This window comes from Prosthecobacter fluviatilis, from assembly GCF_055388355.1.
Map to the genome: position 1 here is coordinate 2,000,317 of NZ_AP043782.1, position 20,674 is coordinate 2,020,990.

At 60.0% G+C, this 20,674-nt stretch carries 15 protein-coding genes; 8 read left to right on the forward strand and 7 right to left on the reverse strand.

The features are described from left to right. Positions 1-40 precede the first annotated feature (40 nt). Both ACZ5WW_RS07755 and ACZ5WW_RS07760 read left to right on the forward strand, forming a co-directional pair. Positions 41-817 (forward strand): AsmA family protein, encoded by a 777-nt coding sequence (locus ACZ5WW_RS07755; protein WP_377165494.1) that lies wholly within the window; start codon positions 41-43, stop codon positions 815-817. A 235-nt stretch (positions 818-1,052) separates the two neighbouring features. After that, the gene (locus ACZ5WW_RS07760) at positions 1,053-3,146 is read left to right on the forward strand and encodes a TonB-dependent receptor plug domain-containing protein (protein ID WP_377165492.1); all 2,094 of its coding nucleotides are present in this window, start codon (positions 1,053-1,055) and stop codon (positions 3,144-3,146) included. Positions 3,147-3,160: 14 nt separating this feature from the next. Here the strand turns inward: ACZ5WW_RS07760 and ACZ5WW_RS07765 are convergent, their stop codons facing one another. Then, positions 3,161-3,823 (reverse strand): urease accessory UreF family protein, encoded by a 663-nt coding sequence (locus ACZ5WW_RS07765; protein WP_377165490.1) that lies wholly within the window; start codon positions 3,821-3,823, stop codon positions 3,161-3,163. Between the two features lie 90 nt (positions 3,824-3,913). Between ACZ5WW_RS07765 and ACZ5WW_RS07770 the strand changes: the two genes are divergently transcribed. Continuing rightward, complete coding sequence (locus ACZ5WW_RS07770) at positions 3,914-4,276, forward strand: YkgJ family cysteine cluster protein (RefSeq protein ID WP_377165488.1); 363 nt, start codon at positions 3,914-3,916, stop codon at positions 4,274-4,276. A 5-nt stretch (positions 4,277-4,281) separates the two neighbouring features. Here the strand turns inward: ACZ5WW_RS07770 and ACZ5WW_RS07775 are convergent, their stop codons facing one another. Then, positions 4,282-4,746: a pyridoxamine 5'-phosphate oxidase family protein gene (locus ACZ5WW_RS07775; RefSeq protein ID WP_377165486.1), complete on the reverse strand. Its 465-nt coding sequence runs from the start codon at positions 4,744-4,746 to the stop codon at positions 4,282-4,284. A gap of 100 nt (positions 4,747-4,846) precedes the next feature. On the opposite strand from ACZ5WW_RS07775, the gene thrH reads away from it, so the two are divergent. The 3 genes from thrH (at position 4,847) to ACZ5WW_RS07790 (ending at position 8,534) form a co-directional block, all read left to right on the forward strand. Further along, positions 4,847-5,470 carry a bifunctional phosphoserine phosphatase/homoserine phosphotransferase ThrH gene (thrH, locus tag ACZ5WW_RS07780; protein ID WP_377165484.1) on the forward strand — a complete coding sequence of 208 codons (624 nt, stop codon included), beginning with the start codon at positions 4,847-4,849 and terminating at the stop codon, positions 5,468-5,470. A 58-nt stretch (positions 5,471-5,528) separates the two neighbouring features. Further along, positions 5,529-7,037, forward strand: coding sequence for an anthranilate synthase component I (gene trpE, locus ACZ5WW_RS07785; RefSeq protein ID WP_377165482.1), 1,509 nt, complete (start codon positions 5,529-5,531; stop codon positions 7,035-7,037). A 387-nt stretch (positions 7,038-7,424) separates the two neighbouring features. Further along, positions 7,425-8,534 carry a glycoside hydrolase family 3 N-terminal domain-containing protein gene (locus ACZ5WW_RS07790; RefSeq protein WP_377165480.1) on the forward strand — a complete coding sequence of 370 codons (1,110 nt, stop codon included), beginning with the start codon at positions 7,425-7,427 and terminating at the stop codon, positions 8,532-8,534. Positions 8,535-8,624: 90 nt separating this feature from the next. Here the strand turns inward: ACZ5WW_RS07790 and ACZ5WW_RS07795 are convergent, their stop codons facing one another. From ACZ5WW_RS07795 to ACZ5WW_RS07815, 5 genes are all read right to left on the reverse strand, one after another. Continuing rightward, the gene (locus ACZ5WW_RS07795) at positions 8,625-8,831 is read right to left on the reverse strand and encodes a transposase (RefSeq protein ID WP_377165478.1); all 207 of its coding nucleotides are present in this window, start codon (positions 8,829-8,831) and stop codon (positions 8,625-8,627) included. A 27-nt stretch (positions 8,832-8,858) separates the two neighbouring features. After that, positions 8,859-11,783: a protein kinase family protein gene (locus ACZ5WW_RS07800; protein WP_377165476.1), complete on the reverse strand. Its 2,925-nt coding sequence runs from the start codon at positions 11,781-11,783 to the stop codon at positions 8,859-8,861. Between the two features lie 288 nt (positions 11,784-12,071). Then, a complete protein-coding gene (locus ACZ5WW_RS07805; RefSeq protein WP_377165474.1) occupies positions 12,072-13,592 on the reverse strand; it encodes a hypothetical protein in 1,521 nt (506 codons plus the stop codon). Positions 13,593-13,693: 101 nt separating this feature from the next. Beyond that, on the reverse strand, positions 13,694-15,124 hold the full coding sequence (locus ACZ5WW_RS07810; RefSeq protein ID WP_377165472.1) for a DUF1501 domain-containing protein: 1,431 nt from the start codon (positions 15,122-15,124) through the stop codon (positions 13,694-13,696). A gap of 25 nt (positions 15,125-15,149) precedes the next feature. Further along, positions 15,150-17,672 carry a PSD1 and planctomycete cytochrome C domain-containing protein gene (locus ACZ5WW_RS07815; RefSeq protein ID WP_377165470.1) on the reverse strand — a complete coding sequence of 841 codons (2,523 nt, stop codon included), beginning with the start codon at positions 17,670-17,672 and terminating at the stop codon, positions 15,150-15,152. 148 nt (positions 17,673-17,820) lie between these two features. Here ACZ5WW_RS07815 and ACZ5WW_RS07820 point away from each other — a divergent pair, with 148 nt between their 5' ends. After that, on the forward strand, positions 17,821-18,693 hold the full coding sequence (locus ACZ5WW_RS07820) for an alpha/beta hydrolase fold domain-containing protein (protein ID WP_377165468.1): 873 nt from the start codon (positions 17,821-17,823) through the stop codon (positions 18,691-18,693). A 366-nt stretch (positions 18,694-19,059) separates the two neighbouring features. After that, positions 19,060-20,673: a hypothetical protein gene (locus ACZ5WW_RS07825; RefSeq protein WP_377165466.1), complete on the forward strand. Its 1,614-nt coding sequence runs from the start codon at positions 19,060-19,062 to the stop codon at positions 20,671-20,673. Position 20,674: the final 1 nt, after the last annotated feature.

A 20,674-nucleotide genomic window follows, 5' to 3' on the forward strand; every position in this document is an offset into this window, starting at 1 on the left:
GCTTTACAGGGCGGCAGCTCCTGTGAATGCTGGCAACCATATGAAATGGATCATCCGCATCGTCATCGTTCTCGTGCTTCTCATTGGTGCCGGTCTGTGGTTTGGCTGGTCCCAGCTCGGGAACTTGGTCCGTTTCGGCATTGAAAAGGGGACGCCCCCGGTCGTGCAGACCAGCGTGTCTGTGCAGAGTGTCAAACTCTCCCCCTTCTCCGGCAGCGGTATCATCGAAGGCTTCGAAATTGGCAATCCCAAAGGCTTCACCGGCCCGTATGCCATGCGCATTGGCCGCACCGAGGTCGCGCTGGACACCAACAGCGTCAGCAGGGAGAAAGTCGTGATCCAGCACATCCGCATCACCGACCCGGAGATCAATCTCGAAGCCGGTCTGGGCGGGACAAACCTCAAGCACATAGCGGACAATGCCAAAAGCTTTGTCGCTCAGCAGACCGCTCCGGCGGGCGCTGGCACATCCCCGGCAGCCGCCGCTCCGCCAGCCGGCAGCAAGGACAAAAAGACCATCAAGCTGCAGATCAACGAACTGCTCATCACGGGGGCCCGACTCAGCGCCAGCGCAGCGGGGATCGTCCCTGGCGCAGACGCAAAAATCACGCTGCCAGAGATCCGCCTCACCAATCTCGGCTCCGGGTCTGAAGGCATCACTCCTGCAGAGTTAACAGCGCTCGTCCTCCGCGAACTGAATACCGAGGCCGCGAAAGCCAGCGCCAGCGGTGCACTCAAAAACATGCTGCAAGGCGGCGCTGCCAAGCTCAACACGGGCGGCCTGAAAGAAGGTGTGAAAGGTCTGTTCGGAAAATAAGGCGGCAAGAGGCCTCCCCGTAGCCCGTGGGTCAGCCGGTGACATCAAAAGCAGGCTCAGCAGTCCGCATCATCTGATGCCGCATCGGCGAGGAACTCCCAGCTTGGATTGATGGACATTTTTCGACCACCCCATCACCCAAACGCACCATTCTTAACCATTCAGCGATTCACGCTCGCTATCCCGAGACAAGGAAGCAACCGATGCTTGATTGGCATTCCGCCTATCAACCGCCATGCATCGTTTCTTTCCCGCCTTTCTGCTCGCCCTCACCACCACCAGCTTTGCCGCTGAAAATGAGGTAAATAAGAAGCAAAAGCCCCAGAAGACCACCGACATACCCGAGGTGGTGATCACCGCCACACGTAGCGCCACCCCGCTTTCCCAGGTGCCTGCGGCGATAAAAACCCTCGACAAAAAGCAGATGGAGGAGCGCCTCACTCGCACCTTCCCCGAAGCCCTGAGAGAAACCGCCGGCGTGGCCATTCAGAAGACTTCAAACGGCCAGGGCTCCCCCTACATCCGCGGTTTCACCGGTTTCCGCAATCTGATGATGGTGGACGGCATCCGCTTCAACAACTCCACCTTTCGCGACGGGCCGAACCAGTACTGGAACACCATCGACCAATACGGGCTCGACAAGGTGGAGGTCCTGCCCTCCCAGGGATCCGTGCAGTATGGCAGCGACGCCATCGGCGGCACCGTGAATGCCTTCACCAAGGGCTCCGGCTATCTGAGTGAAGCCGAAGGCGGCTTCTTCTCCCATGGCCGCGCAGACTACCGCTATTCCACGGCAGAGCACAGCAATGTGGAGCATCTGGAAACCAGCATTGGCGAGGGGCAGAAATGGGGCCTGCATGCAGGCGTCACCCTGAGCCAGTTTGGCAACGTCACGGACGGCAGCGGACGCCGGCAGCCACACACTGGTTACGATCAATGGGCCTTTGATGTGCGGCTGGATGTGGCACTGGATGACCAGTGGACTTTCACCGCCGTCCATCAGCAGGTGCGCCAGAATGATGTGTGGCGCACACACTCCACCACCTCCGGGGTCTCCTTTGAAGGCACCGCCGTGGGCACTGACCGCGTGCGCCTCTTTGACCAGGAGCGCAGCCTTTCCTACGTGCGTCTGGCAGGCAAGGACCTAAACAGCTTGATCGACGACGCCAGCCTCACCATTTCGCTGCAGACGGCTGGAGAGAATCAATACCGGGTCACCGGAGGTGGCACACGCTCCTACAACAAAGTGGACCTCAGCACCCTGGGGGCCGACCTCCAGTTCACCAGCGACTCCCCTATCGGCACCCTTGTTTATGGGGTCGACTTCTATGAGGACTTTGTGCAGTCACACGCCACGGACAATCCTTACCAGGGAGCCGTGGCGGACAACTCCACCTACAGTCTGCTCGGCGTCCACATCCAGGACACCATCGAGATCGGAGACCGCCTGCACATCTTCGTCGGAGAACGCTTCACCCATGCCACCGCCAGGCTCGGCAGCTTCCAAAATCCAATCACGCTGGCACAGCAGTCCTATCAGAACAGCTGGAACAACTTCTCAGGCAGCCTGCGCTTCGTCGTCGATCTCGACGAGCAGGACCGCTACTCGCTCTACGGCGGTGTTTCACAGGCTTTCCGTGCCCCCAATCTCTCCGACCTTTCCCGCTTCGACATCGCTCTCGCCGGACGCAAAGAAACACCCGCCACCGACCTCTCCCCGGAAAAATACCTGACCTACGAGATCGGCCTCAAGGCACACACAGAAACGCTCTCCGCCACCTTTGGCTACTTTTACACCAAGCTGGACAACCTGATCATCCGGCGCTCCACCGCCGTACCGCTCCAGGACACCAAGGCCAACGGCGGCGACGGCTACATGCAGGGCATTGAATTTTCCACCCGCTGGCAGATCGACAGGCACTGGAGCGTCTTTGGCCATGTGGCCTGGGTGGAAGGTGAGGCGGATCAGTTCATCGGCACGACGACCCAGAAACGCCGCGAGCCCCTGGGCAAAATCTCCCCTCTCGTCGGCTATGCCGGCGTGCGCTGGCAGACCACCGACAGCCGTTTCTGGTCAGAATTTGTCTGCCTGACCTATGGCGAAGCGGGACGCATGAACACCTCAGACCAGCTCGACACCCAGAGAATCCCGCCAAATGGGACCTCTTCATTCTGCGTCCTCACCCTGCGCGGCGGCTACTCCGTCACCCAAAACCTCATCCTGACAGCCTCCCTCGACAACCTGCTGGACCAAACCTACCGCTACCATGGTTCAGGCTCCAACGAACCAGGCTTCGGCGCAAACCTGGGCGTGACCGTGAAGTTCTGACCCGCCATCTGCTCTCATGCATCCACCACCCGCAGCTCCCCCTGTGTGGTGGTGTCTCGCATCACCTGGCTGGTGAGTCCGGCTATACCGGACTTTCCTGCATACGGCAGCTGGGCGGTGGTGTCTCGCGCGGCCATGTCCCACTCCAGCCGCAGATACTCGGCGATCACATTGGTGAGACTGAGCTGAAAAAAGTGACCTACGGTGGCCCAGACGACGGCAATATGGCTGCAGCACCGGCCTTGGTCCACAGCCTCTCGCAAACGGCCAAGCACCCCCTGATAGCGGGCATGCTTGGTCGATTTCAGCAGCACAGCCCCGGCCTGCAGGCTGCGCTGGCACGCCCCGGCTGGGAGCTGGGCTGAAAGCTGCTCCGCCGCGCCGGCAAGCCCTTCAAGATCGTTCGCACGCGCACACAGCCAGGCGGCTTTGAGCGCAGGCCCCACAGCCTCGCGCAGCAGATGTTGCGCAAAGTGGTCCCACTCCGCAGGCTCCTCCACCATCAGCACCTCCACACGGGCGCGCACGCTGCCCAGCAGCCATTTGACCCAGTCCAGACCGCGGGCCCAGTCTTCGATGATCTGCGTGTCATCCGCCTTCTCATGCGGTGGGGGCAGCAGGGTAATGCTCGGCAGCAGATGCAGCTTCATCTCGACAGCCACTCCCTCCGCTGCCATGGGCGGCGTTGTTCAAACCTTCGTTGCATGAACCAGTTCATCGCACGAAATATGCCTCCCGCGCAGCAATGCGCGAACAGAATACTTTTCATGAACACCGCCTCCACGCTTGACACCTCCGCCCCCTGGTATGCCTGCCAGCGCTGCGGCAACTGCTGCCGCTGGCCGGGAGATGTACGCGTCACAGAGGATGAGATCACCAGCATCGCCGCATACCTCGAAATGCCCCGTGCCGAGTTCGTCGAACAATGCACACGGCTGAACGCCAACCGCACCGGCCTCAGCATCATCGACAAGCCCAATGGCGAATGCCTTTTCCTGGAAGGTGTGAACGTATGCCGCATCCAGCCCGTCAAGCCCGCTCAGTGCGAAGGATTTCCCAATTCGTGGAATTTCCCCGGCTGGCGTGAGAAGTGCGAAGCAGTGGAGACCCCCCGCCCGGCCGCTGGCTGAGCCTGCTACGCGGCCGCCGTCGCCGACTTGTCCCACAGCACGGACTTGGTGTAAGCATAAGGCTTGCACAGCACGACTTTGCTCACATCCGTGCGGATGACGGCAAATTTGTGATAGTCCTCCGTCTCGCAGTACTTGCGGTAGTAGGCCTTGGATTTTCCGGGCATCTGGTCCCAGTAGCGCTTCGCCGCGTCGCCCTCGATCAGCCGCGTGTGTCCGGAGAGATACACGATCGTCTCCATGGAGGGGGAGGCAAACATCCACTCTGCCTGCGGATTCGCGCGCAGGATCGCGGCCTTCTGCGAATTCGGAGCCGTGATCGAGATGATTTCTTCCAGGTCCGTGGTCACCTGCGTGGTCATCCAGGCAGAGTGCGGATGCCCCTCGGCATCGGATGTGGCCAGCACGGCGCTGCGGCACTTCGCCACCAGCTGCGCGGCATCTCGAGTGACTTCATTTTCGATTTTCATGGTTAAACAAACGCCAGATGCCTCTTTGCTTCTCCTCATCGCTTGCCTCTCAGCATGCCTTTTTTGCAGATCACCGCTTTACTGCACCGGCGCCCCGTGCATGACATCCCTCCGCATGAAGCAGCAGACCATCGTCACCCTCGACCTCGAAGGCGTTCTCGTCCCCGAAATCTGGATCGCCTTTGCAGAGAAAACCGGCATCCCCGAACTCCGCCGCACCACCCGGGACGAGCCCGACTACGACGTCCTCATGAAAAGCCGCCTCAAGATCCTCGATGAGCACGGCCTCAAGCTTCCTGACATCCAGCAGGTGATCAGCACCCTCTCTCCCCTGGAAGGTGCCAAGGCCTTCCTGGATGAGCTGCGCTCCACCACCCAGGTCATCATCCTCAGCGACACCTTCGCGGAGTTTGCCCAGCCGCTCATGCGCCAGCTCGACTGGCCCACGATCTTCTGCCATCAGCTGGACGTCGCGCCAGACGGCCGCATCCTGGACTACAAGCTGCGCCAGCCCAATCAAAAGCAGAAATCCGTGGCCGCCTTCAAGGCGCTGAACTACCGCGTGATCGCCGCCGGCGACTCCTTCAACGACACCACCATGCTCGGCGAGGCAGACGTCGGCTTCTTCTTCCACGCTCCGGCCAGCATCCAGACGCAGTTCCCGCAGTTCAAGCCCTTCGACGACTACGGCGAGCTCCTGGCCGCCATGCGCGCCGTGCTTTGAAGCGCCATTGCCACAATGCGAATCCGCGTCCAGAATGCGCGCTCGTTTCACGCCCCGCATGCCACAGCTCCATCTTCAGCCCGACTTCGCCACCTTCCAGACGCTCGCGCAGCAGGGCAATCTCGTACCGGTGATGGCGGAACTCGCCGCCGACTACGAAACCCCGCTCTCCGCTTTCCAAAAGATCCATGACGGCCGCTGCGCTTTCCTGCTGGAGTCTGCGGAGCTCACCCAGCACTCCGGCCGCTACTCGCTGCTTGGCAGCTCCCCCCGCATCATCTTCACCGCACGTGGTCGTGAAATCGAAATCGAGGAGCGTGGCAAAAAGCGCAGCTACACCACTGCGGGCGATCCTCTGACAGAACTGCAGGAGCTGATGAAGCCCTTCACACCGCTCGAAGCACAGCCTCTGCCTGTCTTCCACGGCGGCGCCGTCGGCTACCTGGCCTATGACATGGTCCGCTTCTTCGAGCCGACACTGCCGCCCCCTCCCAAGGATGAGCTGGGCCTGCCAGACATGGTCTTCATGGTCACGGACACCGTGCTGGTGTTTGACCACCGCACCCGCCGCCTCTCCATCGTGGCCAATGTCCACACCGATGAGCATGCCACGCTGGAAGAAGCCTATGACTGGGCTCGCCAGCAGATTGCGGAGGTCATCGCCAAGCTGGAGAAGCCGCTGGCCGCAAGGCCTCTGCAAACTTTTGCACCTGTGGGGCAGCTGCCACCGCCCGTGAGCAACACCACGCAGGAAGAATACGAGTCGATGGTGCTCAAGATGAAGGAGTACATCGGCGCCGGGGACATCTTCCAAGGCGTGCCCTCCCAGCGTTTCGAAACGGAGTACACCGGCTCCACACTGGACCTCTTCCGCGCCCTGCGGCATGTGAACCCCAGCCCCTACATGTTCTGCCTCGACTTCCCCCAGGGCTTTGCGCTCGTCGGCAGCTCGCCTGAGGTGCATGTGAAGTGCATGAACGGCCGCATCGACATCCGGCCCATCGCAGGCACCCGCTGGAGGGGCAAGACCACCGCAGAGGACAATGCGCTGGCCGAAGAGCTTCTCAACGATCCCAAGGAACGCGCCGAACACATCATGCTCGTCGATCTCGCACGCAATGACGTCGGACGTGTCGCCGACTATGGCACCGTCCGTGTCAGCGACCTGATGATCATCGAACGCTATTCTCACGTCATGCACATCGTCTCCAATGTGGACGGCCACCTGCGCGACGACAAGACCGCCTACGACGTCATGCGTGCCACCTTTCCCGCCGGCACTGTCAGCGGCTCTCCCAAAGTGCGCGCCATGGAGATCATCAACGAGTGTGAGAAGAGCAAGCGCTGCGCTTATGCCGGCGCGGTGGGTTACTTCGGCTTCGATGGCAACCTCGACTCCTGCATCGCCCTGCGCACCTGCGTCGTCAAAGATGGCAAAGCTTATGTACAGGCGGGAGCTGGCGTCGTCGCAGACTCTGTCCCTGCTGCGGAGTACCAGGAAACGATCAACAAAGCCACCGGCATGCTGCGGGCCATTCAATGGGCCCGTCAGCTGAGCCATCCGTGAGCTCATTGAGTTGCTCACACGCTAATCACAGAGTTGCTCACAATGCGCGGACGGCATCACTCAGAAACAGAGAACCCCCCGGCATGCGGAGCCGGGGGGTTCCATTGGCGATCCAGCAACCAACAACGATGGAGGACCGATTGGCACGAAATGCGTTAGCTGAGGAAGCTTGCAAACGTGGCCTGCGAGTTGCCTCACAGACACGCCCATGTTAAAAAGTTTTGTCCCTCCCGTCAACCTGCCCACCCTTCTTTTGCAAAAAGAAACCGCTGAGTCGCAATTGTGAGAGCCTAAAATCCACAATTGTTCTCAAAATTTTAGCAAAACGAGTCTTGACACCCCATCTGTCACTTTCGCCCTTCCACTAATCAACTGAACATCTCCACCATGCCTACCTCACAAGACCTTGGCCAGCTTCTCCTCATGGGTGTTCCCGGTGCCGAACTCACCCCGGAAACCGCCGCTCGGCTTAAAAAACTCCAGCCCGGTGGCTTCATTTTGTTCGGGCGTAACATCCAGTCCCCCACGCAGCTTCGCAAACTCATCGATGACCTGCGCGACATCTCCACCGTCGAACCTTTCATCACCATCGACCAGGAAGGAGGCCGAGTCTCCCGCCTCCGCCTCATTGGAGAGGAACCTCCAAACGCCCAGTCTCTGCGTGACAAAGGAGACCCCGCCCTCATCAAGCGCCACGGCAAGCTCACCGGCCAGATCCTCCGCCTCTTCGGTTTCAATCTCGATCTCTGCCCGGTCCTCGACATCTCGTACGACGACGCGGCAGACAACTCACTCAAAGGCCGCACCTACGGTCGCGACCCGCAGCAGGTCATCGACAATGCCGGAATCTTCAACCGCGCCATGCGCGCAGAAGGCATCCTCAGCTGCGGCAAGCACTTCCCCGGCTACGGCCCGGCCGAGTGTGATCCGCATGAGTTCCTCCCTGTCATCACCAAAAGCCGTGAAGAAATGGAGCGCAGCGAACTCCTCCCCTACTCCGCACTGCTGCCCGAGCTCGACTCCGTGATGACCTGCCATAGCAACTACACCGCCTACGATCCTGATCGTGGTCGCTGGCCGGCCAGCCTGAGCTACAACATCGTGACCAAGCTCCTCCGCCATCAATACGCTTTCGACGGTCTGGCCATGACCGACGACCTCGACATGGGAGCCATTTTGAATGAAGTCACCTTTGAGCAGGCCATCCAGGAAGCCGTTCGCGCCGGCAATGACCTCGTCATGATCTGCCACCGCGTCGAAATGGTCGAACTCGCCCGCCAGCATCTGGAAGGCGTCGAAGCACCAGCGCTTCACGATGCCTTGACACGGATCGAGAAAACCAAAAAGCGCCTCGTAAAGCCTGATAAGTTTGATCTCGACCGCTTCGCAGCCATCAACCGGGACATCTGGCAGCTCCGTGTCGACACTCTCGGCGAGGAAGCAGCCAAGAATCTCAGCGTCGAGGATGGCAAACGCTCACCAGTGGAGCTTTACTGAAGAACTGGCGTCTGACCGCATTGCAAAATGCAAAGCTCCCCTTGTGATCATCCGTGCTTCACGAGGGAGAGCCCTCACATCAGGCCGCCATCACAAAATTTTTGTCGAACAGCAGCGTGGCAGAACGCCTTGGCTGTCGTTCATTTTTGCCAAATAGAGAAGAGCGCAGAGAGCGGCGAAGGCCAGCCAGTGCATGCCAGTCAGAGTCGAGGCCAGGCGTTCGCAGTCCCTTGAGAGACGTTTAGAGCGTTCCGGCCAGCCAAAACTGCGCTCCACCGCCCAGCGCTTTGACAGCAAAACAGAAAGCTGAGTTCACAGCGGTCCTTAGCGTTTCGGCTTCAGCGGTGAAGCTGTGTAAATCGAAGGAAGCTCCCCTGTTCTGTTTCCCACCTGCCCTTGCTTCATGCGGTCAATCTCTTCCTTGGAGGGAAGAATCGCACGCCGAATGGTGATGGGAGCATTCACAAGCTGCGTCTCTGCAGTCGCAGCCACCGTTTTCACGGCTGTGCTTGCAGGCTTCTCGGCCACTGCTTTTTCCATCGCCTTTACTTTATCCCCTACCGCAGGGGCCTTCGGAGACGGCGCAGGAACCTCTGAAGCAGTGGCAACAACAGCCGACGATGGCTTGACTGTTAAATTCGGCGCAGCCTTAACCTCTGCCGAAACAGGTTTCACCGGAAGGCTGGGGGCCGCATCTGCGACAGCAGGCGCAGGCTTCACCACAGGATTCGTTTCAGCTTTCACCTCAGCCAGCGCAGGTTTCACCGGCTGGCTAGGTGCCGCATCTGCGACAGCAGGCGCAGGCTTCACCACAGGATTCGTTTCAGCTTTCACCTCCGCCAGCACAGGTTTCACCGGCTGGCCAGGTGCCGCATCTGCGACAGCAGGCGCAGGCTTCATCAAAGGATTCGGCTCAGCTTTCACCTCCGCCAGCACAGGTTTCACCGGCTGGCTAGGCGCCGTATCTGCGACAGCAGGCGCAGGCTTCATCAAAGGATTCGGCTCAGCCTTCACCTCAGCCAGCGCAGGTTTCACCGGCTGGCTGGGGGCCGCATCCGCTACGGCTGGCGCAGGCTTCAGCGCAGGATTCGGCACAGCCTGTTTCATGACTGCAACAGCCTTCACCGGCTTGGCTGAGACAGGAGCAGTTTCTGGCCTGACGGCCTGAGTTTGGACAGCAGCAGGTTGGCTCTCAATGGCCTTCACCTTCGCCACGACCGGCGGCACACTGTCGCCTTTATCTGCTGCAGATCCTTCGACTTTGGCGGAGGCGGGCATCGCTGACTGCGCAACAACACCTGGCTCATTCTTGCTCCCCGTGAAAATCCATGCGCCGAAGCCCAGCACCACGACCGCGGCAGCAGCCATGGCTCCCCAGGGCAGGCTGCGCTTTGGCTGCAGCAGCGTATTGAAGTCATGCGTTTTGATCCCGCGCCTGATGGGGGAGATGACTTCCGGCGCCGAGGCCTGGCCTCCAGCCTCATTCGTATTCCAGTCATCTTCGAAGTCAGAGACGGATCCCACGCTCTCCATTTCCTCCAGCGCCACTGTGCGGCCGCCACGCAGTCGTGTCGCAAGATCCACCGTTGGCGCAGACAGCAGCCCTTCGAACTTGTCTATGAAATCCCCCGGGCTGGGAGTCTTGCCCGCACGACGGGTCAGTTCCAGACACTCACGCACATAGGCGGCCGCGGCTTCAGGGATGGCTTCAGGAAACATCGGCACGCCTGCGCCCAGACGCTCCCCAGTCAGCAAGTAGCCCGCAAGCGCCACAAAGGAGCGGTGGCGGAAGTCACGGTTCTGCAGGTGTTCTTCCTCCAGCTGGCCTTCGGCAAGGTCCATGTCCACCAGCAGCGGTTCATACAGGCTGCGCATGGTCATGTGCGGGCGCAGCTTCACCACAAACGAAGGCCACGCATCCAGACGTTTCTGCATCAGCCTTTCCAGTTCACGTGAAAGCAGCGGGCCATTTTTGCCCACTCGCAGCAGGATGTTGGAGGGGTGCAGGTCCACACGTTGCACACCGCACTCCACCGCCTGGTCCAGCCCTGCGCGGATCTGCCTCATCAGCACCGTCACCTCCGCAGGATTCAGCGTAATGCGCTCCGCCATGAGCCGGCTGAGCGCAAAGCCGGGCTCGCGTTCCTCTGTCAGGAAAGTCCAGTCAGGGCTTTCCCACAGGCTCAGGGAGCGCAGGATGTTGGGGTGCCGTTCAGGATTGAAACGCCACATTTGCAAAGGCACCGCTTCGTAACGGGACTTGTCCACGATTCTCGAAGGCGGCAGCAGATGCACCGTGACTTCCTGCCCGAGCTTTGTGTTGATCGCAGGTATCGAAAACGGGTAGCGTCTTGCATGCTCCACATCCTCGACACGAAAGCGCGTCCCCAGAATGGTTTCGACCGGCACATCCTCCAGCAGCAGTTCCTGAAGCTGTGACTGCGGCAGCAGCGAAGAGCTCACCACCAGGTGCTTGCGGAAATTGCGTGCCTTGATGTTGCTCGAAAGTGCGCTGAAGGCCTCGCGCACATCATCACGCAGCTTTTCGATCGAGGTCGGCGCATTGACCGGGTCGGTAAGAGCCCCCCTCACGGCCGTGCGCAGCCCCATCGGCAGCTGCGTCAATGCAGGAAACCGGTCCGGATTTTCACCGGCATAGGGCTGCCCCGTGAGCAGCAGGAAAATCAGCCGGCTGGCCTCCACCACCAGCCGCCCGCCGCTCTGGACCTCGGTGCCCGCGTCCATCTGCGAAAGCCCGTAATCAAACACACGGAGCTGCAAAAATGTGTCCTCCAGAGTCGTGACAAGCACGCGGTCCAGGTGCATGCGCGAAACCAAGCGCTCAAATCCCTGCAACTGCAGCAGGTCATCCAGCAGCTGATACACCAACGCCAGCGCAGTCGCAGGCGTCACCGCGCCACGTCTCTGGGTGTAGTGCTCGACGAACTCACCATCATTCAGATTGCTCGTGTAATAGACCAGCCCCTGGTCCTCCCCCACTTCCAGAATGCGCATGAAAGCATGCCCGCGGATCTCAGAAGCCTGCCGGGCACGTTCAAAGGCCGACTTTTTCATCGCCGCATCCAGGCTGCTTCCGCCGCGCAGCACATGAAGTTCCACCAGTCGATGAATCCGATTGTCGAAAGCCAGAAAAACCACCTCATCTTTGGAACGCACCAACTCAACCGGCGCACCACCGGTGCGGTGTGCCACAGAAAGGCTGCCAAATTGCTGAAGCTCTTCAATCATAACAAGTTAATGAACTACAGTATGAAGTCATGCCCACTCGAAATAGCAGGACAAAGCCTCATATGCACACTCTAATTTATAAGGGTTGCGGCTCAAAAATGCAAAGTCTATTGTGAAAAATATAGTGATTTTATTAACAAGCGACCCACTTTTCAACCACGGGGTCATCAAAATCATGGCTCTCCCCAGCCATTCTCCAGAAGCTCAAAGGATACCAACTGAGCACACAAAAGAGAATGCTTAGCGCCTCCAAAACTCATATCTGAGTCGGTCACAAACCGTCCAAACTTACTTTTTGCCGCCAGCAGCAGGCACGGCCTTTTCAGCCTCAGGACCGTTTCCGGCAATGACTCCGAGCCGTTTTTTCTCCTCCTCGCTCCAGCTAAGGCCTTTCTCGGCCAATGCATTCCGTGCCGTCACTTTGATCTCTTTGGCGTTGGCGGAGCCGGGATACGCCAGCAGCTCCCAGAGAGCAATGGCATCGCCCTTCACCCGTTCAAGAAGCAGCTTGCACACTCGCAGGCGCACGTCCTCGTTCTCTGGCGGGTCCAGATGCAGCCACACCAGAAGGTTCATGTACTGCTGGCTATCGAACGGCAGTTCCTCGCTCTTTCCTGAAAGGACCTTTTCGTTTTCGCTCCACCCCCCCTTTTTCGCCAGTGCATGCTGGGCTTCAAAGGGCTTCATCTCAGCGGCTTTTTTTTGAAGCTCCTGCTTCCTCCATGCCTCCAGCTCGGCGGGTGTCGAGAGTGGCTGTGCCGCTGGCTTGAGAGTGTCCAGAATGCCAATCGCAAATTCTCTGGGCAGCACCAGCACCGGCACCAGCACCGTGAGCAGCATGGCCAGACACCCGCAGAACCATGGCACAATGAAACGGGCCAGCAGTCCCGCCTGCGGATGCGGAAGGAATTCCTTGGTGGGCCTCCCGGCAGCCGGCAATGGCTCAGGCACAGCCTTCGGAGCCACACCATGGTCCGGTTTCGAAGCCGTCAGCTTCTGGCTCACATGCGCGAGCTTTTCATGCTGCTGGGCATACTTCAGCGCCAGCACCCACCAGCACTCGGGCAGCACCGACTTGAACAGATCAGCCCCCTCTGTGTCCGGCGTCAGGCATTCAGACAGATGCTCCAGCGCCTCCAGCTCGGCCTTCGTCTTCCACGTCCACACGGTCTTGGGTTTGCGCAGCCGCACATCCCAGAAATCACGCTCATCCTGCGCCACGCTGCACACCACGCGCCCGGCGGCCAGCCAGCGCTTGGCGTCCGCCAGGGCTTCCTTGTGCTCCTCCCCTGCCAGCGGCTGGGCGGCGTTATAAAGCTGCTCTGCCCGTGAGAACCGCGTCACCGCCAGTGTGGCCGCCAGCGCCAGCATCACATCCACAGCACAGGCATTTCTGGAGGCATGCGAGGCCACGATCGCATCGGCGAGCCTGGATAGGCGGTGCGTCTCCCCACGTGCAGCCCACCGGGACGCCACCATGCATGTCACATTGACCTCACCGCTTCCCATCTCGATCACCAGATCGGGGATGCGCGCGAGTTCTGCGAGCTGGTCCTCGTCCTGCTCAAACAGCTCCGCGATCAGCACACTCCCCGCCGCCGCCCACTCCGGCTTGGAAAACGCCTGGCAGCAGAACGCATCAAAATGCCCCGGTACGGCGACCTTGCCGGCCACTGCACGCAGCAGCCCCACGGCGCTCCCGCGCAGCTCTTCCGGCAGATTCGACTCGATCATCGCCTCAAGGCGTTGCATCGTTTCTGCATCGATCGCTCCGCAGGAGGACGCTTCCAGCACTTGGCTGGAGGACACCTTCGAGGCAGATGCTGAGGCGCTATTTCCCATTCTCAGCGCCATTGATAAGACGGATCACGCCAGATGCAACGCATGCGTCACACTGGAGGCCAATTCGCTCATGCCATGATCTCCTTCGCCACCGTGCCGTAAACGTCTGTCAGGCGGAAGTCACGGCCCGCATACCGGTAGGTAAGCCGCTCGTGATCAAGGCCCAGCAGCGCCAGCACCGTGGCATGCCAGTCGTGAATGTGCATCTTGTTGAGCACTGCCTCATAGCCGTAGTCGTCAGTCATGCCGTAATTCATGCCTCCTTTGACCCCGCCGCCGGCCATCCACATGGAAAAGCCCTTGTTGTTATGGTCACGGCCGTCCTCCCCCTGGCTGTGCGGAGTACGCCCAAATTCCCCGCCCCAGATCACCAGCGTGTCCTTCAGCAGCCCTCGCTGCTTCAGATCCGTCAGCAATCCGGCGATCGGCTTGTCAATCGCCCCCGTGTTGCGCTCCAGCGACGCCTTCAGATTGAAGTGCTGGTCCCAGTTGCCATTCGTGAGTTCAATGAACCGCACGCCAGCCTCCACAAATTTGCGCGCCATGAGGCACTGCTTTCCAAACGTGTCCGTCTCCTGCTCATCGATGCCATAAAGCGCCTTCGTCGCCGCCGTCTCCTTGCTGAGGTCCATCACCCTCGGCACCTCCGCCTGCATGCGGAAGGCCAGCTCATATGACTCAATGACCCCCTCCACTTCCGGGCTCACTCCACCGTCCATCTGCAGGCGGGATTTGTTGAGCGCCTGCACCAGGTCCAGCTGCGTGCGCTGCTCTTCCGTGCTGAAGCGGCTGTTCTTGATGTTCGCCACAGACGCCTGCTGGTCCATGCCGCCAAACCGACGTGCCGCAGCGCCCCCGCCCGGAAAACCGTTGCCACCGATCTTCGTACCCTGATAGATCGCGGGCAGAAACGCGCTGCCGTAGGTGCGCGTCGCATTTCCCGGGGGATTCACGGTGATGAATCCCGGCAGGTTCTCATTCATCGTGCCGAGCCCGTACAAGGCCCATGATCCCAGCGAAGGGCGCACAAACTGCGTCGTGCCGGTGTGCAGCTGCGAGAACGCCTGCGGATGCGCCGGCAGATCCGTGGCCATCGAATTCAAAATGCACATCTCATCCGCATGCTTGCCCAAATGGGAAAAAAGCTCCGAAATATACAGGCCGCTCTTCCCCTGCCGGTTGAACTTCCACGGCGATCCCATCAGCTTCGCCGTGCCATAACGTCCCGCCGCAGAGGGCGCTCCCTTGCCGTTGTCCGCTGTCAGCTTCGGCTTGTAGTCAAATGTGTCCACATGCGAAGGAGCCCCCTGCATGCAGAGAAAGATCACATGCTTCGCACGCTGCGCGAAATGGGGCGCCTTCGGTGCCAGCGGCCCGGCCGCTGACTGCGGGTTCGCACGCAGAGCCTGCTGCTGCGCCAGCGCAGCAAAGGCCAGGTAGCCAAAGCCGTTGGAGCCGGTCTTCAAAAACTCGCGCCTGGAGAAAGGATTCGTGTTCATGCCTTGGAAATAGCTGAGGTGGTTTTTAGTTAAGATAGCGAAACTCGGCACTGGCGATCAGGCTCTGGCAGAAGGCGGAAAGCGCGGCAAACTCCGCCTGCTCCTTCGCCTCCCGGCTGTTGCCGCCCCCCTTGGCAATCTGCTGTGGAAAGCGCATCCAGAAATTGCTGATCGCCGTCTTTTCCTGCGCCGTGGGCTGCCGGCCAAATGCCAGCTCATAAGCGTAGCTCAGCCGCTCGGCAGACGTGCCAGGGTGCTTGACGAGACGCGCGGCAAACGCATCCGCCGCGTTCTGCACCTGCGGATTGTTCATCAGGTACAAACTTTGCGAAGGCACGTTGGTCGTGTCCCGGTCGCCATTGACCAGGCTCGCATCCGGGTAGTCAAACACCGAAAGCATTTCAGGAATCTGGTCCCGGATGATCGGGATGTAGATCGAGCGGAAGTTGTACGCCTTGCTCGTCAGCTCGCCACGGAAGATGGAGATCAGTCCCTGCCTGCCTTCACCTGCGCGTGCCACAGGAGAACCATCCACCGGATAGAGGTTGAGCGTGCCCCCCACGGCGAGCATCGCATCTCGGATCGCCTCAGCCTCCAGCCTGCGCTGGTTCATGCGCCAGTGGTACTTGTTGTCAGGATCGGCGGCATAGTTCGCCGCATCATAGCCGGATCCCATCTGGTAAGCCCGGCTCATCATGATCTCACGGATCAGCTTCTTCACCGACCAGCCGTTGTCCATGAAGGTGACTGCCAGATAGTCCAGCAGTTCCGGATGCGACGGCTTCTGTCCCATCACGCCAAAGTTGTCCGGCGTGGGCACAATGCCGCTTCCCATCAGTTTCAACCACACGCGGTTGGCCATCACTCGGGCCGTCAGCGGATTTTCCTTCGAGGCAATCCAGAACGCCAGGTCCAGCCTGCCGCTGCCGCTTTGCGGGCTGATGTTCAGAGGCTCCCCCTTGGCGCAGAGCACCTCCACCAGTCCGCGTGGCACCACATCTCCCGGCTGCTTGATGTCACCGCGGATCAGCACCGGGCTGTCATAGGGAGTCTTGCGGTCCAGCACTCCCATCGCCAGCGTGCGGGGTGTGCCATCCTCATAAAAAAGGTCCACATCCGCCTTCACCTCCTCCGCCCGGTCACGCGCCCCGCGAATGCGCAAAAAGCTTGCTGCCCCCGCTTTCTCACGGTCCTGCTGCCGCATGGCAAATATTTCACGCTGGGCCTCCTCAGCGGCGGTTTTCGCTTTCTGGTAGCTGCCTTTCAGCTCGGCCACCTCTGCCGTCGAAATTTTCGCCAGCGCCGCCGTCTGCCCGGAGTTGCGATCCAGCTCGATCAGCCCCGCCGTGTTGTTGTTCTGCAGCTGCTCATAGGTGCCAAACAAGGTCTCGCTGCTCAGAAAGATGCCCGCCAGCGCGTAGTAGTCGCGCTGCGTCACTGGATCAAACTTGTGGTCGTGGCAGCGTGCGCAGGCCAGCGTCAGGCCCAGCATTGACTGCGACATCGCGTCGATCTGCTCATCCACCACATCCATCGCGAACTGGCGCCGGTCGCGGTTGTTGTGCCCTTTGGGGCCGATCGCCAGAAATCCCGTCGCCACGATCTTGTTTGCCTGATCGCGCTTGCCGTCAAACTTCAGCAGGTCACCCGCAATCTGCTCCTTCAGAAACTGGTCGTAGGGCTTGTCCTTTTTGAACGACTCGATCACATAGTCGCGGTAGCGCCATGCATGCGGGTAGAGCACGTTCACCTCCTTGCCGCTGCTCTCTGCATACCGCGCCACATCCAGCCAGTGCCGCGCCCAGCGTTCGCCATAGCGCTCGGAGTCCAGATACATGTCGATGACTCGCTTCACCGCCTCCGGTGATGGATCAGCCACAAAAGCCTTCACCTCATCCGGCGTCGGCGGCAGCCCCGTCAGATCAAACGCAATGCGGCGGATCAGCGTCGGCCGGTCCGCATCTCGCACCGGGTGCAGCCCCTTGGCTTCCATCCCTGCCAGCACAAACTGGTCGATCTCCGTTTTTGCCCAGTCTTCCGTCTTCACCGCCGGCGGCCCATGCTTGACCGGCTTTTGAAATGCCCAGTGCTTGCGGCCTTCATCCATGTCGATCACACGCTTGCCACCGCTTGCATTCACGACCTTGCTCTCACGCGGATCTGGTGCCCCCATCTCAATCCACTTCCTGAAGTTTGCGATCACCTCATCCGGCAGCTTCTGCTTCGGCGGCATCTGCATGTCCTCGTTTTTCCAAGTCATCGCCTCATACACGCTGCTCTGCGTGGCGTCCCCCGGAGTCACCCCCGGGTGTCCGGACTCGCCTCCCAGCAGGGTCGCCTGCTTGGTGTCGAGCGTGAGCCCTCCTTTGACCTTCGCCGACTCCGCCGAATGGCATTTGTAGCAGGACTGCACCAGCACTGGCCGGATGTTCTTCTCAAAAAACTGCATCTGCTCCGGGGTGATGCCCGCATGCGCAGCCTCGGCGCCGTCGGCGGCACGCAGGCCCGTAGGCACAAGCAACAGAAGTGGGAAGGTCAGGATCTTCATGAGGGGGTGATGCACCAATCACCTCTTGTAACACCCGGGCCTTAAAAAGGTTTCTTCACAGCCGCACCCGCCTGCCGCCACTCTTGAAACTCCCCGCATGCAAGAGGCGTTAGCTCCACCCACATTCCCCCCTGATCCTATCCAACTCATGCGCCACATCCTACTCACTCTGCTGCTCACCGTCTCACTCCCGGGCGCCGACCTCGCCATCCCGGACAACGTCACCTTCACCCGGGGCATCGAGTTTTCCAATCCTGACGATCAGCACCTCCAGATAAACCTTTCTCAGCCCAAAGAAGGCCAGGGCCCATTCCCCGCCATCATCTGCATCCACGGTGGCGGCTTCCGCGCCGGCAAACGTGAGGCTTACGACAAGCTCCTGCTGACCCTCGCCCAGCACGGCTACGTCGCCATCACCGTCACCTACCGGCTGGCTCCAGCCTACCCGTTCCCGGCAGCAGTCCATGACTGCAAAGCAGCCGTGCGCTGGCTGCGTGCAAATGCCACCAAATATCACGTGGACCCCGCCCGCATCGGTGCCATGGGCGGCTCGGCGGGTGGTCATCTGGCCCAGTTTCTTGGCGTCACCGCAGGTCTCCCTCAGTTTGAAGGCGCCGGGAATCTGGATCAAAGCAGCGCCGTCAGCTGCGTCGTCAATTTTTATGGCCCCAGCGACTTCACCAAAAGCTACGACAAAAGCGTCGACGCCAAGGAGGTTCTGCCCCTCTTTTTGGGCGGTGACCTGAGCACCAAGCGCCGCGAGCACATCATCGCCAGCCCTCTTTATTGGGTCACCCCGGCCGCCGCCCCCACCCTCTGCCTGCACGGTACGGCGGATGAATACGTCGCCTATGAGCAGGCCACCTGGATCGTGGACAAACTCAAATCTGCCGCTGTCGAAGCCGAGCTCATAGGCTTTGAGGGTGCTGGCCACGGCCTCAAAGGCGTTCCCCCTGAAAAAACCGAACAGCTCATGCTGGCCTTTTTTGACCGCCATCTCAAAGCCCCGGCCACCCGGTGACCGCTGGCAGTTAAATTCGAAATGAATCCGACCCGCCTGAAAACTCAGACTTTTCTAAGCAAAAATCCAAAGTAACATTTAATTTCACGGGTTCATTTTTTTAATTATTCCCCACCAATGACGCAACAGGCAAGCATGAACGGCAACCACAGCTCTCTTTGCATACTGAACTGTATCACCGGAGATCGTTCCAGATTTGATGGAGACACTTTTGTGATCGGTGCCGGACCTCACTCAGACCTCAAAGTCAGCTCGCCGCAATGTCCTCAGGTGCTGTGCAAGGTCACAAAAACCGGCGACTGCATAGATTTCCAATTCAGCTGCCCGGCACTCGTGAACGGTACTGAAACGACGTTTTTCAGGTCCATGCCTGGAGAAGAGCACACCGTAAAGGGCGGCGGGCAGCTCCTGGCTTTCAAGTACAGTCCTCAGCCGGGCACCTGGATGTCCCTGGGAAATGACAACTCATGGTTCGTTTACAACAGCGAGCAGCATGACTGGAACGGCCCCTTCGGCCCGGAGTTTCTGAAGACCTGGCTGGCCCAGTTTTCCGCCAATGCCCGCAAGCGGCTCGTCCTCATTCCAAACGGCATGGAGCAGATGGGCTTCTATGTGCACGACGCCATGGAGATCCTCAAAATACCGCCTCCCATGACACCGCCGGCTGAAAAATCTGCGTGGTATGACCGCTACAGCTCTGCCCCTGATTCTCTTGCCGAACCTGCGCCAGTCCAGTCACGCTCTTCTGCACCTGCCGCTGAAGCAGCAGAGGTAAACAGCGAATATGGCGAGTTCACCTGCCCGATCTGCTGGTTCAAATTCGACCGTGGAGATGCCATGAACATCGCCATCCACAGCAGCCTGCGTGGCGACCCCATGCTCGGCGACGAAGCCATGCAGCGCTTTCACGCCACGCGCTTCAACGACCGCGGCCAGGCCCTCGATGCCATGGGCCTCGCCACCTCGGACCTCGCCTGCCCCCACTGCCGCCGCAAGCTCCCCCCGGGCTTCCTCGACCTGCCCCATCACATCTTCTCCATTGTGGGTGCCCCCTCCTCAGGCAAGTCCTACTACCTCAGCGTGCTGATCAAAATCCTGCAAAGCACCCTGTTTCAAAATTTTGGCATCACCTTCCGCGATGCCGACCCCTCGGAGAACGTCATCCTCACTCAGATGAAGACCCAGCTGTTTTCATCCTCGTCTCCAGAAGATGCCTTCCTGGCCAAGACCGATCTTGAAGGTGCGCTCTACGAGACCCTGCCCCGCCAGGGGCGCAAAGTGCGCCTGCCAAAGCCCTTCATCTTCAAGCTCTCCCACCCTTCGACACCGGACAATGGCTTCTCCATGGTCTTTTACGACAATGCGGGCGAGCATTTCGAGCCCACTCGCAACAGCGCCGATTCACCAGGCGCCCAGCACATCGCGGTAGCCTCCGGCATTTTCTTCCTCTTTGATCCTCTGCACAACACCGAGTTCCGGGCCATGATGAAGGGTGTCACAGATCCTCAGATCAAGACCCACCGCATCGACCAGCAGGATGTCATCCTCGCTGAAACCGAAGTCCGCATCAAAAGCCTGCTCGGCCTCGACTCCCGCCAGCGTGTCTCCACCCCTTTGGCAGTCATGGTGGGCAAATATGACACCTGGTCGTCCCTGCTGGGGGATGAACCGCTGCTCCCGGTCATTCAGGATGGCACCGTAAGACTCGACAACATCAGGGCAAACTCCACCCGCGTGCGCACACTCATGGTGCGCATCTGCCCTTCCATCGTGGCCAATGCGGAGGCCATTTCATCCAATGTCTGCTATTTCGCCGTCAGCCCTCTGGGCTCCTCACCCGTGGAGTTTTTGGACAGGGACGGCACTCCCCGTATCGGCCCGGACCCCAAGCAGCTCAATCCCCGCCATGTGGAGGCACCCACGCTCTGGGTGCTCGCGCAGGCCACGCCTGAAATGATCCCCTCCACCCCCGCAAACTGAC

Excerpts from the sequence above, each read along its gene's own strand:
- ACZ5WW_RS07755 (WP_377165494.1), top strand. The coding sequence starts at position 41 with ATGAAATGGATCATCCGCATCGTCATCGTTCTCGTGCTTCTCATTGGT.
- ACZ5WW_RS07760 (WP_377165492.1), top strand. The coding sequence starts at position 1,053 with ATGCATCGTTTCTTTCCCGCCTTTCTGCTCGCCCTCACCACCACCAGC.
- ACZ5WW_RS07765 (WP_377165490.1), bottom strand. The coding sequence starts at position 3,823 with ATGGCAGCGGAGGGAGTGGCTGTCGAGATGAAGCTGCATCTGCTGCCG.
- ACZ5WW_RS07770 (WP_377165488.1), top strand. The coding sequence starts at position 3,914 with ATGAACACCGCCTCCACGCTTGACACCTCCGCCCCCTGGTATGCCTGC.
- ACZ5WW_RS07775 (WP_377165486.1), bottom strand. The coding sequence starts at position 4,746 with ATGAAAATCGAAAATGAAGTCACTCGAGATGCCGCGCAGCTGGTGGCG.
- thrH (WP_377165484.1), top strand. The coding sequence starts at position 4,847 with ATGACATCCCTCCGCATGAAGCAGCAGACCATCGTCACCCTCGACCTC.
- trpE (WP_377165482.1), top strand. The coding sequence starts at position 5,529 with ATGCCACAGCTCCATCTTCAGCCCGACTTCGCCACCTTCCAGACGCTC.
- ACZ5WW_RS07790 (WP_377165480.1), top strand. The coding sequence starts at position 7,425 with ATGCCTACCTCACAAGACCTTGGCCAGCTTCTCCTCATGGGTGTTCCC.
- ACZ5WW_RS07800 (WP_377165476.1), bottom strand. The coding sequence starts at position 11,783 with ATGATTGAAGAGCTTCAGCAATTTGGCAGCCTTTCTGTGGCACACCGC.
- ACZ5WW_RS07810 (WP_377165472.1), bottom strand. The coding sequence starts at position 15,124 with ATGAACACGAATCCTTTCTCCAGGCGCGAGTTTTTGAAGACCGGCTCC.
- ACZ5WW_RS07815 (WP_377165470.1), bottom strand. The coding sequence starts at position 17,672 with ATGAAGATCCTGACCTTCCCACTTCTGTTGCTTGTGCCTACGGGCCTG.
- ACZ5WW_RS07820 (WP_377165468.1), top strand. The coding sequence starts at position 17,821 with ATGCGCCACATCCTACTCACTCTGCTGCTCACCGTCTCACTCCCGGGC.
- ACZ5WW_RS07825 (WP_377165466.1), top strand. The coding sequence starts at position 19,060 with ATGCCTGGAGAAGAGCACACCGTAAAGGGCGGCGGGCAGCTCCTGGCT.